Origin of the sequence: Pseudomonas sp. MS646, from assembly GCF_036693845.1 — a bacterium.
GTDB lineage: Bacteria > Pseudomonadota > Gammaproteobacteria > Pseudomonadales > Pseudomonadaceae > Aquipseudomonas > Aquipseudomonas chlororaphis_E.
Genome location: NZ_CP144763.1, coordinates 1,166,142 through 1,179,175 on the forward strand (window position 1 = coordinate 1,166,142; position 13,034 = coordinate 1,179,175).

11 protein-coding genes are annotated in these 13,034 nt (G+C 60.6%); 6 read left to right on the plus strand and 5 right to left on the minus strand.

The window, feature by feature from the left end; genetic code table 11:
- Positions 1 to 31: 31 nt before the first annotated feature.
- From alg8 to yaaA, 3 genes are all read right to left on the minus strand, one after another.
- Positions 32 to 1,516 carry a mannuronan synthase gene (alg8, locus tag V3H56_RS04985; protein ID WP_185057635.1) on the minus strand — a complete coding sequence of 495 codons (1,485 nt, stop codon included), beginning with the start codon at positions 1,514 to 1,516 and terminating at the stop codon, positions 32 to 34.
- 97 nt (positions 1,517 to 1,613) lie between these two features.
- Positions 1,614 to 2,930 carry a nucleotide sugar dehydrogenase gene (locus V3H56_RS04990; protein WP_042729895.1) on the minus strand — a complete coding sequence of 439 codons (1,317 nt, stop codon included), beginning with the start codon at positions 2,928 to 2,930 and terminating at the stop codon, positions 1,614 to 1,616.
- A gap of 811 nt (positions 2,931 to 3,741) precedes the next feature.
- Positions 3,742 to 4,521, minus strand: coding sequence for a peroxide stress protein YaaA (gene yaaA / locus V3H56_RS04995; protein ID WP_338474270.1), 780 nt, complete (start codon positions 4,519 to 4,521; stop codon positions 3,742 to 3,744).
- Between the two features lie 311 nt (positions 4,522 to 4,832).
- Between yaaA and V3H56_RS05000 the strand changes: the two genes are divergently transcribed.
- The 5 genes from V3H56_RS05000 to moaE all read left to right on the plus strand — a co-directional run bounded on the left by V3H56_RS05000 (position 4,833) and on the right by moaE (position 9,116).
- On the plus strand, positions 4,833 to 5,957 hold the full coding sequence (locus tag V3H56_RS05000) for a polysaccharide deacetylase family protein (protein WP_042730166.1): 1,125 nt from the start codon (positions 4,833 to 4,835) through the stop codon (positions 5,955 to 5,957).
- Between the two features lie 337 nt (positions 5,958 to 6,294).
- Positions 6,295 to 7,689: a PhoH family protein gene (locus V3H56_RS05005; RefSeq protein WP_042730167.1), complete on the plus strand. Its 1,395-nt coding sequence runs from the start codon at positions 6,295 to 6,297 to the stop codon at positions 7,687 to 7,689.
- 258 nt (positions 7,690 to 7,947) lie between these two features.
- Entirely contained in the window at positions 7,948 to 8,421 is a 474-nt protein-coding gene (gene moaC, locus V3H56_RS05010; RefSeq protein ID WP_042730168.1) for a cyclic pyranopterin monophosphate synthase MoaC, read from the plus strand.
- Complete coding sequence (gene moaD / locus V3H56_RS05015) at positions 8,418 to 8,660, plus strand: molybdopterin converting factor subunit 1 (RefSeq protein ID WP_042730169.1); 243 nt, start codon at positions 8,418 to 8,420, stop codon at positions 8,658 to 8,660. Before moaC ends, moaD begins: the two co-directional genes overlap by 4 nt.
- A gap of 3 nt (positions 8,661 to 8,663) precedes the next feature.
- Positions 8,664 to 9,116, plus strand: a complete 453-nt coding sequence (gene moaE, locus V3H56_RS05020; RefSeq protein WP_042730170.1) for a molybdopterin synthase catalytic subunit MoaE — start codon at positions 8,664 to 8,666, stop codon at positions 9,114 to 9,116.
- Between the two features lie 136 nt (positions 9,117 to 9,252).
- Here moaE and rhlB read toward each other — a convergent pair whose 3' ends face one another.
- Both rhlB and V3H56_RS05030 read right to left on the minus strand, forming a co-directional pair.
- Positions 9,253 to 10,725, minus strand: a complete 1,473-nt coding sequence (gene rhlB, locus V3H56_RS05025; protein WP_338474271.1) for an ATP-dependent RNA helicase RhlB — start codon at positions 10,723 to 10,725, stop codon at positions 9,253 to 9,255.
- A 98-nt stretch (positions 10,726 to 10,823) separates the two neighbouring features.
- Positions 10,824 to 11,480 (minus strand): alpha/beta fold hydrolase, encoded by a 657-nt coding sequence (locus V3H56_RS05030; RefSeq protein ID WP_053149352.1) that lies wholly within the window; start codon positions 11,478 to 11,480, stop codon positions 10,824 to 10,826.
- A 472-nt stretch (positions 11,481 to 11,952) separates the two neighbouring features.
- Here V3H56_RS05030 and V3H56_RS05035 point away from each other — a divergent pair, with 472 nt between their 5' ends.
- Positions 11,953 to 12,984, plus strand: a complete 1,032-nt coding sequence (locus V3H56_RS05035) for an amino acid ABC transporter substrate-binding protein (RefSeq protein WP_042730173.1) — start codon at positions 11,953 to 11,955, stop codon at positions 12,982 to 12,984.
- The last annotated feature ends 50 nt before the right edge of the window (positions 12,985 to 13,034 follow it).

Genomic DNA, 13,034 nt, shown 5'->3' on the forward strand with positions numbered 1-13,034 from the left:
GCGATTTCCTAGTTAATTCATTCAAGTCCGGTCAGACCATCGTCAGCAGCACAGCGACAAAAATGCTGCCGGCGGAGAAGGTCATGGTCCGAGACGACCAAGTGTTGAACCAACGTTGAAAGCTGGCGAGATCACGGGTCAGTGAGGTGGGCTGGCGGGTCCAGGACTGCTGGTCAAGGCGGAAGAACACATAGATCTTCACCAACGCGCCGACGATCTGGTTGTAATAGAGAATCGCCGGGTAGGCAGGGCCGATCCGGTGACCGGAGCACGACAACAGCAGCGTCAGGATCAGGCGGGTGATGCCGATCCACAGCAGGTACACCAGGATGAACGCGGTGCCGTACTTGAAGCTGGCGATCAGCGCCACGGTCAGGCCCAGCAGCGAGGTCCACATCGACACGCGCTGGTCGAACAGCACCACCGAGGTGAACATGCCCAGGCGGCGCATGCCCAAGCCCAGGGCCCGGGAGTTTTGCCGCAGGTTGTTGCCGTACCAGCGGAACATCAGCTTGCGACTGGCCTTGATGAAGCTTTTTTCCGGCGGGTGTTCAACGGTGTTGATCGCCGCATCAGGCACGTAGAAGGTGTCGTAGCCCAGGCGCATCAGGCTGAACCAGCTCGACTTGTCGTCGCCGGTCAGGAACTTGAAGCGGCCCAGGCGCCAGTGTTGTAGCGAGTCGCTCTCGACGTCGGCGATGAAGTCGGGGTTGGTCACTACCGTGGCGCGGAACACCGACATACGACCGGTCATGGTCAGCACGCGCTTGGACAGGGCCATGGAGCACATGTTGATGTGACGCTGGGCGAAACGCAGCTTGTGCCACTCGGCCATGATGTAGCCGCCGCGCACTTCGCAGAACTCGTTGGTGGTCAGGCCGCCGACGTTGCCGAACAGCTGGAACCAAGGGACGGTCTTGCGCACGACGCCTTCGGCGAGGACGGTGTCGCCATCGATCACGGCGACCACCGCGCGGTCGTCCGGCAGGTGGCGGGAGATGGCGCGGAAGCCGTAGGCCAGGCCGTCGCGCTTACCGGTGCCGGGGATGCGCACGAAGTCCAGCTTGACCCGCTCTGGCGGGTTCATGCGGGCCCAGAGGCTCTTGACCAGCAGCTCGTCGGACATTTCCACGATGGAGCAGACCACGGTGGTAGGCAGCCCACAGTCGATGGCTTCGCGAATCACCGAGCCATACACCTGGGCGGTGGTCAGCGCATCGATCCGGAAGCTGGTGACCATCAGGTACACGTGGGATGGATCGGCGGCCTTGCCCAGTTTGCGAACCTTGCGGCGCAGATGCGGGTAGACGATGTACAGGAAGATCATGCCGCGCACGAAATGCGTTGCGCCCATGGAGTAACGCCAGATGCCCACGGCGCCGATCAGGAAGATGAAGTCCTTGGATTCGGAGTCGAACGTGGACGTGGGCAACGCCAAGGCGATGCCCATCAATAAACTCAAGTAAAACAGCCAACCGGCGGCCTGAAGCAGGCCGTGCTTTAGCCTGTGCATAATCTGCATCCGTCTCTATCTCGGGCGGGCCTCGTGGGCGGCCCGATGGGTTAAGGCAGGCGAAAGGCCGGCCGGGATGTGCCCCGGCCGGCAAACAGACTTACCAGCAGATGCCTTCGGTCCGGCCACTCGGCGTGGTGGCCTTGGACATGAAGCCGACCAGGTCGATGACCTGCTTGCCTTCCGGTACGTTCTCGGTCAGCGCGCGGAACTTCTCGTCACGGTTGCCCAGGATGATGATGTCGGAGCTGTCGATGACCGAGTCGAAGTCGGAGTTGAGCAAGGACGAGACGTGAGGGATCTTCGACTCGATGTAGTCCTTGTTCGCGCCGTGGACGCGGGCGTATTCGACGTTGCTGTCGTAGATGCGCAGGTCGTAGCCCTTGCCGATCAGCATTTCCGCCAGCTCGACCAGCGGGCTTTCGCGCAGGTCGTCGGTGCCGGCCTTGAAGCTCAGGCCCAGCAGGGCGACTTTGCGTTTCTCGTGGCTGGAAACGATGTCGAAGGCGTTCTGCACCTGGGACTCGTTACTGCGCATCAGCGAGTTGAGCAATGGCGCTTCCACGTCCAGGGAGCTGGCGCGGTAGGTCAGGGCGCGAACGTCCTTGGGCAGGCAGGAGCCGCCGAAGGCGAAGCCTGGGCGCATGTAGTACTGGGACAGGTTCAGGGTCTTGTCCTGGCAGACCACATCCATCACTTCACGGCCATCGACGCCGACTGCCTTGGCGATGTTGCCGATCTCGTTGGCGAAGGTCACCTTGGTGGCGTGCCAGACGTTGCAGGTGTACTTGATCATCTCGGCGACGGCGATGTCCTTGCGGATGATCGGCGCATCGAGTTCTTCGTACAGCGATTGCAGGACGTCGCCAGAAGCTTTGTCGAACTCACCGATCACGGTCATCGGTGGCAGGTCGTAGTCCTTGATCGCGGTGCTTTCGCGCAGGAATTCAGGGTTGACCGCGACGCCGAAGTCGACGCCGGCTTTCTTGCCGGAGCAGTCTTCCAGGATCGGGATGACAACGTTTGCGACGGTGCCCGGCAATACGGTGCTGCGGACCACGACAGTGTGGCGGGTGGTCTTGTCACGCAGTACGAAACCGATCTCGCGGCACACGGCCTCAATGTAGTTCAGTTCCAGGTCGCCGTTCTTTTTGCTCGGAGTACCGACGCAAATCATCGACAGGTCAGTATCGCGAATCGCTTCGGCGAAGTTGGTAGTACCGCGCAGTCGACCTGTTTCAATACCTTGGGCCAACAGCTCGCCAAGACCAGGTTCAACAATCGGCGATTTGCCCGCGTTGATCATGTCGATCTTGTCTTTGGCGACATCTACGCCAACTACGTCATGGCCCCGTGCAGACAGGCAACCGGCACATACTGCACCGACGTAACCCAAACCAAATATGCTAATGCGCATCGCATTTACCTCTGTTTTTCACGCCAATAAATGGCCGGAGTTAATAGTGTTCAGCGGTCATCGTGCACTCGGAAGTGTGGAGTGCAGGCGCCACAATGCCGTTGTGCAGGCATACTAAGTTCCGAGTGTCTAAATAATTGCACTCAAGTTGTGCGCAAAGCGGCCTTGTTGTTATGACCTGCCCTGTTATGCAGCCAGTCCTCGTTGTCGGGAACACTCGTGCAAAGGTGTTTCACTTCTGATCTCTGGCGAAAAGCCCACAAAATCAAAAACTTCCGTGCTCGGGTGAGCACAATGTAGGGGCGCAGCCTTGGCCTTTTTGGGGATAGTAATGTTGCGTTATCTCCCATCCTTTAAGGGTGGATCCAATTAGGCGACCGTTTCGCTAAGTTGCCGTGACAACTTGGTTACTCCGTCCGACGTCGTCTGTAAGTTATCTCCTACACGTTCGGCGATAATCGTTACCGGTGGTATGAGCCGTGCGATTTCACATAGTTCCGATCCGCTCATCGCGATTTTCGAAATTTTTCGAAATATTATCCAAGATGGCACTGCTTTCATTTTGATATCACGCGCCGTTTCGCCCTTTATAAATGGGGAGTTAGCGGGGGTGGATAGTTTTGTGCCACTACGGTAGAAAAAAATGTGTGCCACTACGCAAAAAACTGACGAGTGTCGAGTGAAACAAAAGTTAGCCTGCGGGGTGGACGATTTGTTGGCGTCATGAAGCTGACGAAGTGGGAGGGGAAGCAAGATGACAAGTACGGGGTTGATCGAGGCCCCCGATCAGGGGGCCTTATAAAGTTATGCTTTATTCCGGAGCATGGTCGCGCAGGAAAACCAGTTTGTCCGGGCTCGATTGTTGGGCGTTGAAGCGATAGCCCTGTACATCGAATTGCTTGAGGGCGGCAGGGTCGTTGATGCGTTCCTGGATCACGAAGCGACTCATCAGGCCGCGGGCTTTCTTGGCGTAGAAACTGATGATCTTGTACTGGCCGTTCTTCAAATCCTTGAACTCGGTGTCGATGACGCGCGCTTTCAGGGCGTTGCGCTTGACCGCCGAGAAGTACTCGTTGGACGCCAGGTTCAACAGGACATCGTCACCTTGTTCGGCCAGGGCTTCGTTCAGCCACTCGCTGATACGCGTGCCCCAGAACGCATAAAGGTCCTTGCCCCGGGCGTTGGCCAGCTTCGTGCCCATCTCCAGCCGGTAGGGCTGCATCAGGTCCAGCGGGCGCAGCAGGCCATACAGGCCGGAGAGCATGCGCAGGTGCTGCTGGGCGTAGTCGAAGTCGGCCTCGCCGAAACTCTGGGCGTCGAGGCCGGTGTACACGTCGCCCTTGAAGGCCAGCAATGCCTGCTTGGCGTTGGCCGGGGTGAAGGCCGGCGTCCAGCTGCCGAACCGTGCGGCGTTGAGGCCACCGATCTTGTCGGAGACGTGCATCAGTTCGCTGATCTGTGCCGGCGAGAGCTCGCGCAGTTGCTCGATCAGTTCCTGGGAGTGGTCCAGGTACTGCGGCTGGGTAAAACGCTCGGTGGCCGGTGGCGTTTCATAGTCGAGGGTCTTGGCGGGGGAAATCACCATCAGCATCTAGTCGTCTCCTTCAAAGGTGCGGCGATTCTAGGGGGTTGTCCGGGTGGACTCCAGCTATAGGGGCAATAGGGGATGGGTGGTGTGAGGCGAGTTGTGGTCTGGAACCCGCATGTTCTTGTGGCGAGGGAGCTTGCTCGCGCTCGGGCGCGAAGCGGTTGCCGGCACTCCTGGGGCTGCTTCACAGCCCTGTGCGAGCAAGCTCCCTCGCCACAAAAGCGGGTATGTCCAGATAAGTGGTTGGAGCCGACAAGTCGTCGCTCCAGGATCAGCTATGATGCGGCGCGGGTTTCGTTATGGAGACATCCCTTTTGCGTATCGCCTTTGTGTTATCGGCCTGGCTGTTGAGTTGCAGCGTCATCGCCGCGCCCAACGACATTGCGACCCTCGACCGCAGCACCTGGCCGGAACAGCTCACCAGCCCGACCTTGTTCGACGTGGCCTCGCGGGCCGAGATCCTGATGTTCGCCCGGGTGTTGCTGGACGTCGACGCCATGGATGAAATCGCCCTCAAGCAATACCTGGGGCTGCGTACGGTCAACATGGCCGCGGTGGACGCGCTTCGTACCCGGTTGTGGCAGCGGCTGCTGGACAACTACAACTTTGCCCAACGCAGTTGCGACCAGGATGCCTCCTTCTGTTATCTGGTCGAGAACATGGCGACGCTGCGCGAAGAGGCGCGCAGGTTCCACCTCGATGAGAGTTCGTTCTATTACAAATGGGCCGGGCCGAGCCAGGTCTTCCACACCCAGTACCGCGACGAGCTGCTGCGAAAGGCCGCGCTTTTCCCGCAAACCAGCAGCGAAATTGCGCGGTTCGGTGATTACGAGCGCAACGGCGAAGCCATGCATGACCGGCTCTTCCTGCTGACCTTCGACAGCGGCGCCAACGTGACGCCGGACAATACCCCATGGGTGACGGATTACCTGCGCAAGTCGAACATGAACGGCACCTTCTTCGTGTTGGGCAAGGATATCGAGGCGCGGCTGGCGGAGCACGCCGTCAACGGCCTCCAGAGCTTGTATTCCGGGCAGTGCGTGGGGGTTCAGGGCTGGGAGTTCCGTTCCCATAGCTATTGGCAGGACTGGCAGGATTCGGTGCGGCGCAGCGTCGACCTGGTCAAGAGCAAGTTGCCGGAGAACTACGTGCCGCTGTTCCGTCCGCCCCAGGGCCAGCGCCGTGGCGACGCCGAAGGGTTCTTCCGGCAACAGGGCCTGCAAGTGGCGCTGTGGGACATCGATCCCCAGGACAGCACCTTGCGGCTCAAACCCGAGCAAAGCGCCCAGCGTGCGCTGACGCTGATGCTGTTATGGCGCCATGGGGTGATCAACTTCAATGCCAAGCAGGAGGGGGTGAAGACGGCGCTGCCGTGGCTGGTGACGCAGACGGCGCAAAGCGGGATCGGTTGGGAAGACTGTCAGGAAGCGTTTCGCTGAAACCTGGAAAAGGCCCGGAAACATTGGGCGGGGCGCAAATTGCGGCGGACATTCAGGGCAACCGGACTTCCGACTTTAACGGTGCCGGGGCGGTACGCCAAGGGTTATTCGTCACTCTGAAAAATAAACTTCAAAAAAGCGTCAAAGTGCTTTTTCCTGTCATGGTTTTTGGAGTATCAAGAAGTCAGACCGCCGAAACCTGCAACACAGGTGGCGTCTTCCAAGACCCAGATTGTGTGCAGTTCACCTGAACCCTCGCGGGTGAATTCGGTGGCTACCTCGAGGCGCAGCACTGTCACGGTATTGCGTCGAATGGCCCCCACAAAGGTGACCGAGTATGGATGACCACGGACGTAGCCCTTCCTCCAACCAGCCAATCCTGTATGTACTCGATACCAACGTATTGATTCACGATCCAAACGCGCTCCTGAACTTCGAAGAACACCACGTCGCCATCCCGATGACCGTGCTGGAGGAGCTGGACAAGCTCAAGAGCGGGCATCACAGCGTGGCCGCCGAATGCCGCCAGGCGATCCGCCTGATCGACAAGACCCTGGGCGATGCCTCCCCCGAGGACGTCGAGCTCGGCGTGCCGATCCAGCGTGGCAAGAGCGGTCCCAAGGGCCTGCTCTCGATCCTGATGAGCAAGCGCACCGAACCGAACCTGGTGCTGCCTGAACACCTGAACGACAACATCATCATCAACCAGTTGATCGACCTGCACGCGCGCAACAAGGACCAGGCCGTGGTGTTGGTCACCAAAGACATCAACATGCGCCTCAAGGCCCGCGCCTGCGGGATCGCGGCGGAGGACTACAGCACCGACCAACTGGTCGACGACGTCTCGTTGTTGCCCAATGGCTACCACACCATGACCGGCTCCTTCTGGGACCGGGTGAGCAAGGTCGAGACCCGCCAGGATCACGGTCGCACCTGGCACCAGGTGCAACTGATCGACAACCTGCCGGCGGTGCACATCAACGAATTCATCATCGACGAACAAGGATTTGTCGGCTGGATCAAGGAAATCCAGGACGACAAGCTGCTGATCCTCGACCTGCACCAGGAGCCCCTGTTGCACCAGGAGGCCTGGGGCCTCAAGCCTCGCGACATCTACCAGAGCCTGGCGCTGTTCGCCTTGCTCGACCCGGACATTCACCTGGTCAACCTGTCCGGCGCCGCCGGTTCGGGCAAGACCATCCTGGCCCTGGCCGCCGCCATCGAGCAGACCATGGTCAGCAAGCGTTACCGGCGCATCATCGCCACCCGCAGCGTGCAGGGCCTGGACCAGGAAATCGGCTTCTTGCCCGGCACCGAGGCGGAAAAAATGGAGCCTTGGCTGGGGGCCATCACCGACAACCTCGAAGCCTTGCACATGGATGATGAAAGCACCCATGGCAGCGTCGACTACATCCTCAGCAAAGTGCCGTTGCAGTTCAAATCCCTCAACTACATCCGGGGCCGCAGCTTCCAGCAAAGCCTGATCCTGATCGACGAATGCCAGAACCTCACCCCGCACCAGATGAAAACCATCATCACCCGTGCCGGTGCCGGTTCCAAAGTGGTGTGCCTGGGTAACCTGGCGCAGATCGACACCCCTTACCTGTCCGCCACCAGCTCGGGGCTGACGTACCTGACCGAACGCTTCAAGGACTTCCCCAACGGCGTCCACATCACCCTGCAAGGCGTACCGCGCTCGATCCTGGCCGAATACGCCGAATCCCACCTGTAACCCAACCAGACCGGACGGCCTCCAGGCCGCCCGGTTTTTTACGGCTGTACAAAAACCTGTGTGAGCGGGATTGCCCGCGAAAGCGCGGTGTCAGACGCCTATTGAGCAACTGACCCACAGCATTCGCGAGCAATCCCGCTCACAAAAAGGGGATGTGCGGTGTCTGGGGCATTACAGCGCACCCCAGGTGCGACAATCAGGCGTGCCTGAATCTGACCCACGGGTTTACAATCGACACTCCCGATCAGGAGTAACCCTGTGCTGACTCATCTCGATTCCCAAGGTCGCGCCAACATGGTCGACGTCACCGACAAAGCCGTGACGTTCCGTGAGGCCACCGCCGAAGCCTTTGTGCGCATGCTGCCCGAGACACTGCAGATGATCGTCAGTGGCGGTCATCCCAAGGGCGACGTGTTTGCCGTGGCGCGCATTGCCGGTATCCAGGCGGCGAAAAAGACCAGCGACCTGATCCCGCTCTGCCATCCCCTGATGCTGACCAGCGTCAAGGTCGAGCTCAGTGCCGAAGGGCACGAGCGGGTGCGCATCGTCGCCCGGTGCAAGTTGTCGGGCCAGACCGGGGTGGAGATGGAAGCCCTCACCGCCGCCAGCGTGGCGGCACTGACCATTTATGACATGTGTAAGGCCGTTGACCGCGGCATGACCATCGAAGGCGTGCGCGTGCTGGAGAAACTCGGCGGCAAGAGCGGTCATTTCCAGGCGGACGCCTCATGAAAATCAACGTGAAATTCTTTGCCCGTTATCGGGAAGCGCTGGGCGTGGAAGCGGTTACCGTCGACGGTGAGTTCGCCACGGTCGAGGATGTGCGCGCGTTGCTCGCCCGCCGTGACGGTGCCGACGTGCTGCGCGAACAGAACCTGATGTGCGCGCGCAACGAAGACCTGTGCCAGCTCGACGAACCCCTGGCGGACGGTGACGAAGTGGCCTTTTTCCCCACCGTGACCGGAGGCTGAACCATGGCGATTCGGGTACAGGCCGAGCCGTTCGACCCGGGGGCCGAGGTCAATGCGATGCACGCGGCCAACGTCGGCGTGGGCGCGGTGGTCAGTTTTGTCGGCTACGTGCGCGATTTCAACGACGGCCTCGATGTGTCCGGGATGTTCCTGGAGCACTACCCGGGCATGACCGAGAAGGCCCTGGGCAAGATCGCCACCGAGGCCGAGCAACGCTGGCCGCTGCTCAAGCTGGAGGTGCTGCACCGCATCGGCGCGCTGGAGCCGGGCGAACCGATCGTGTTCGTCGCGGCCGCCAGCGCCCATCGCCAGGCGGCGTTCGACGCCTGCGCCTTTGTCATGGACTACCTCAAGACCCGGGCGCCATTCTGGAAAAAGGAAAACACCGCCGACGGCCCGCGCTGGGTCGAGGGCCGGGACAGCGATCATGCGGCGGCGGATCGCTGGAAGTCGTGAGCAGGCCCGTTTCCTTGCAGTGACTTTCAAGCGCGTGGCGAGCAGGCGTCCTCAGCTTTGCCCCTGTCCAATTGCGAAGACCTGAAGCCAAAAAAAACGCAGCCTTGGTGGGCTGCGTTTTTTTGTTGCGGCAGGCTCAGGAGCGCTTGCGCTCGACCGGGCGCAGCAGATGCGTCGGTGGCATTTCGCAACTGATCTTGCGGCCCAGCAGCGCCTCGATGGACGGCAACTGGTAGGAGTCGTCTTCCCCGGCGAAGCTGATGGACACGCCTTCGGCGCCCGCGCGGCCGGTGCGGCCGATCCGGTGCACGTAGTCGTCCGGTACTTCCGGCAGGGTGAAGTTGATCACGTGGCTGATGCCGTCGATGTGGATGCCGCGACCTGCGACATCGGTGGCCACCAGGACGCGGATCTTGCCTTCGCGAAAGCCTTCCAGCGTCTTGATGCGCTTGTGTTGCGGCACGTCACCTGACAACTGCGCGGCGTTGACGCCATCGCGCACCAGGCGTTCCTCGATGCGGCGCACTTCGTCCTTGCGATTGGCGAAGACCATCACCCGTTCCCAGCCGTTGTCGTTGACCAGGTTGTAGAGCAGCTTGTACTTGTCGGCACCGGCCACCGCATAGATGTGTTGCTCGACGTTTTCGCTGGCCACGTTCTCGGCTTCGATCTCGACGATGGCCGGGTCGGTGGTCCACTGCTTGGCCAGGTTCATCACGTCATCGGTGAAGGTGGCGGAAAACAGCAGGGTCTGGCGCTCGCTTTTCGGCGGGGTCTGGCGAATGATCTGGCGGACCTGGGGGATGAAGCCCATGTCGAGCATGCGGTCGGCTTCGTCCAGGACCATCACTTCGACCATGTCCAGGTGCACGTCGCCGCGCTGGTTGAAGTCCAGCAGGCGGCCCGGGGTGGCCACCAGGATGTCGCAGTGGCGGGCTTCGAGGTGCTTGAGCTGCTTGTCGAAGTCCATGCCACCGACGAACGTCATGACGTTCAGGCCGGTGTACTTGGTCAGGTCGGCGGCGTCCTTGGCGATCTGTACCACCAGCTCGCGGGTCGGGGCGATGATCAGCGCCCGCGGTTCACCCATGTAGCGTTCCTTGGGCGGCGGGGTCTGGAGCAGTTGGGTGATGATCGAGATCAGGAACGCGGCGGTCTTGCCGGTGCCAGTCTGGGCGCGACCGATGGCGTCCTTGCCGGCGAGGGTGTAGCCCAGCACCTGCGCCTGGATGGGCGTGCAATACGGGAACCCCAGGTCCTGGATGGCATGCATCAGTTCAGGGGCCAGCTTGAAGTCATGGAAGCGGGTCTTGCCTTCCTGGGGGGCGACGACGAAATCTTCCAGCTTCCAGGCGACGACCGGCGGCTTTGGCGCCCGTTCACGGCGTGGCCGGGGGGATTCGTTGCGTGGTTTCTCCGGCGCCGGGGCGACGGGTTTGGCGGCGGATGGCGCCGCCGGCTGTTTTTTCTCCTGCGCCACAGGGGCGGTCCGGCGCGGCTGCTGCGCATCGGGACGGCTCGGGGCGGGGACAGGCGCGCTGGCGGCAGGCGCGAGCTGTTCGGCCTCGCTTTTACCGAACATCTTCTTGAGTGCTTTGAGCACGGTCATCTCATCGATTGGTTAAGGAATGTACGCCGGCCAGTGTAATGCAAGAAACGGGCGCGGCGTAGTGGGTTCGTCAACGGCCTGGCGTGACGATGTGCCTCTTAGCGCAAGCGCTCGGCCAGCCAATGGCCAATGTCACGAATCTCTTCGGGTAACACTTCGTGGCCCATTGGGTATTCCTGCCATGTCACGGTGACACCATGCTGCTTCAAATACTCCTTGGCGGTGCGCCCCATCGGGTTGAGCACCACTTCGTCGTACTGCCCGTGCAGCGCCAGCACGGGAATGCGTTGCTGGCTGGCCGACAATTGCAGTTCGTCGCCGAACGTCGGGGCATATGTGGAGAGGGCGATCACGCCGCCCAACGGGCCCTGCCATTTCACGAACGCCGTGTGGTAGACCACCGCGCCGCCCTGGGAGAACCCCGCCAGGAAAATCCGCGAGGCGTCTATTCCGCCGGCTCGCTGGGTTTCGACGAGGTCGATGACCCGTTGTGCCGAGACTTCCAGTTGCTGTTCGTCGATGGCCCGCGCCGGGCTCAGCGCGCGGATGTCGTACCAACTGGGCATCGCGTAGCCCCCGTTGATCGTTACTGGCTGGGTCGGCGCCTGGGGTAGAACGAAACGCGTGGTGAGCAGGCTTTGTTGCAGCATTTCGGCCACTGGCAGGAAATCAAAGCGATCGGCGCCCAGGCCGTGGAGCCAGATAACGCACGCGTCTGCGGTGCCGCTGGGCTCGAGAATCAAGGGGTCGGTCATGGCGGTGCTCCAAATCTGTGCGGGTGCGCCCTATCAGTGCATTGTTACGGTGCGCGTCCGGTGTCTCAGTTAATTAGATGTCGCAAACTTACAACTTTTTGTCTTGACGTGTTTTACAAGGACCAAGCGCAGCGGTCTGGTACGGGCTTTGCTATGAGGATGCCTGAGTGATGATTCTTACGCTGCGCGGTAACACTATCAGCTTGACGCGACGCATGGGATATCAGAAATCCGGTGATGGATGTTCGCCAATAGCCGCTACGGGCTTCGCGAACGTGAAGGGCTACAGCCCGTTCGGCCGATTGGTGAGAAGTGGCATGACCACTGCTGGTGGACGTTCTCATTAATAGACTCATAGCGAAGGTCCAGACGTCGGTTGACCCTAAAAAAAGCCAACAAGGGTCGGCAATGCCTCAAAAGGGTGCGACAGGACTCAAGCTCCGACACAACAAGAGCAAAACTGGAGGTTTGAATGAAGTTACTGAAATCCACCCTGGCTGTCGTGACTGCAGCAGCTGTGCTCGGTGTCAGCGGTTTCGCGCAGGCGGGTGCGACCCTGGACGCGGTACAGAAGAAGGGTTTCGTGCAATGCGGTGTGAGTGATGGCCTGCCGGGTTTCTCGGTGCCTGATTCGACCGGCAAGATCGTCGGTATCGACGCCGACTTCTGCCGTGCCGTGGCCGCTGCCGTATTCGGCGATGCAAGCAAGGTCAAGTTCAGCCAGTTGAACGCCAAGGAGCGCTTCACCGCGCTGCAATCGGGCGAAATCGACGTGCTCTCGCGCAACTCCACCATGACCAGCTCCCGTGACGCGGGCATGGGCCTGAAATTCTCAGGCTTCATCACCTACTACGATGGCATCGGCTTCCTGGCCAACAACAAGCTGGGTGTGAAGAGCGCCAAGGAACTGGACGGTGCAACCATCTGCATCCAGGCCGGTACCACCACCGAGCTGAACGTGTCCGACTACTTCCGCGCCAACGGCCTGAAGTACACCCCGATCACCTTCGACACCTCCGACGAAAGCGCCAAGTCGCTGGAATCCGGTCGTTGCGACGTGCTGACTTCCGACAAATCCCAGCTGTTCGCCCAGCGCAGCAAGCTGGCCTCGCCGAAGGACTACGTCGTTCTGCCGGAAACCATTTCCAAGGAACCCCTGGGCCCGGTCGTACGTAACGGCGACGACGAGTGGCTGGCCATCGTGCGTTGGACAGGCTATGCACTGCTCAACGCTGAAGAAGCCGGCGTGACCTCGAAGAACGTCGAGGCCGAAGCCAAGTCCACCAAGAACCCGGACGTCGCTCGTATGCTGGGCGCTGACGGTGAGTACGGTAAGGACCTGAAATTGCCGAAGGACTGGGTCGTCCAGATCGTCAAGCAAGTTGGCAACTACGGTGAAATGTTCGAGCGCAACCTGGGCAAGAGCACTCCGCTTGAAATCGACCGCGGCCTGAACGCGCTGTGGAACGCTGGCGGCATTCAATACGCACCACCAGTGCGCTGATGGTTCTATCACCCGGTGGGCCAACCACCGGGTGATGTTCTGTTCCATTC

What these genes read in the sequence shown, in the direction of transcription:
- V3H56_RS04990 (WP_042729895.1), bottom strand. Translation starts at nt 2,930, where the DNA reads ATGCGCATTAGCATATTTGGTTTGGGTTACGTCGGTGCAGTATGTGCC.
- yaaA (WP_338474270.1), bottom strand. Translation starts at nt 4,521, where the DNA reads ATGCTGATGGTGATTTCCCCCGCCAAGACCCTCGACTATGAAACGCCA.
- V3H56_RS05005 (WP_042730167.1), top strand. Translation starts at nt 6,295, where the DNA reads ATGGATGACCACGGACGTAGCCCTTCCTCCAACCAGCCAATCCTGTAT.
- moaD (WP_042730169.1), top strand. Translation starts at nt 8,418, where the DNA reads ATGAAAATCAACGTGAAATTCTTTGCCCGTTATCGGGAAGCGCTGGGC.
- moaE (WP_042730170.1), top strand. Translation starts at nt 8,664, where the DNA reads ATGGCGATTCGGGTACAGGCCGAGCCGTTCGACCCGGGGGCCGAGGTC.
- rhlB (WP_338474271.1), bottom strand. Translation starts at nt 10,725, where the DNA reads ATGACCGTGCTCAAAGCACTCAAGAAGATGTTCGGTAAAAGCGAGGCC.
- V3H56_RS05030 (WP_053149352.1), bottom strand. Translation starts at nt 11,480, where the DNA reads ATGACCGACCCCTTGATTCTCGAGCCCAGCGGCACCGCAGACGCGTGC.
- V3H56_RS05035 (WP_042730173.1), top strand. Translation starts at nt 11,953, where the DNA reads ATGAAGTTACTGAAATCCACCCTGGCTGTCGTGACTGCAGCAGCTGTG.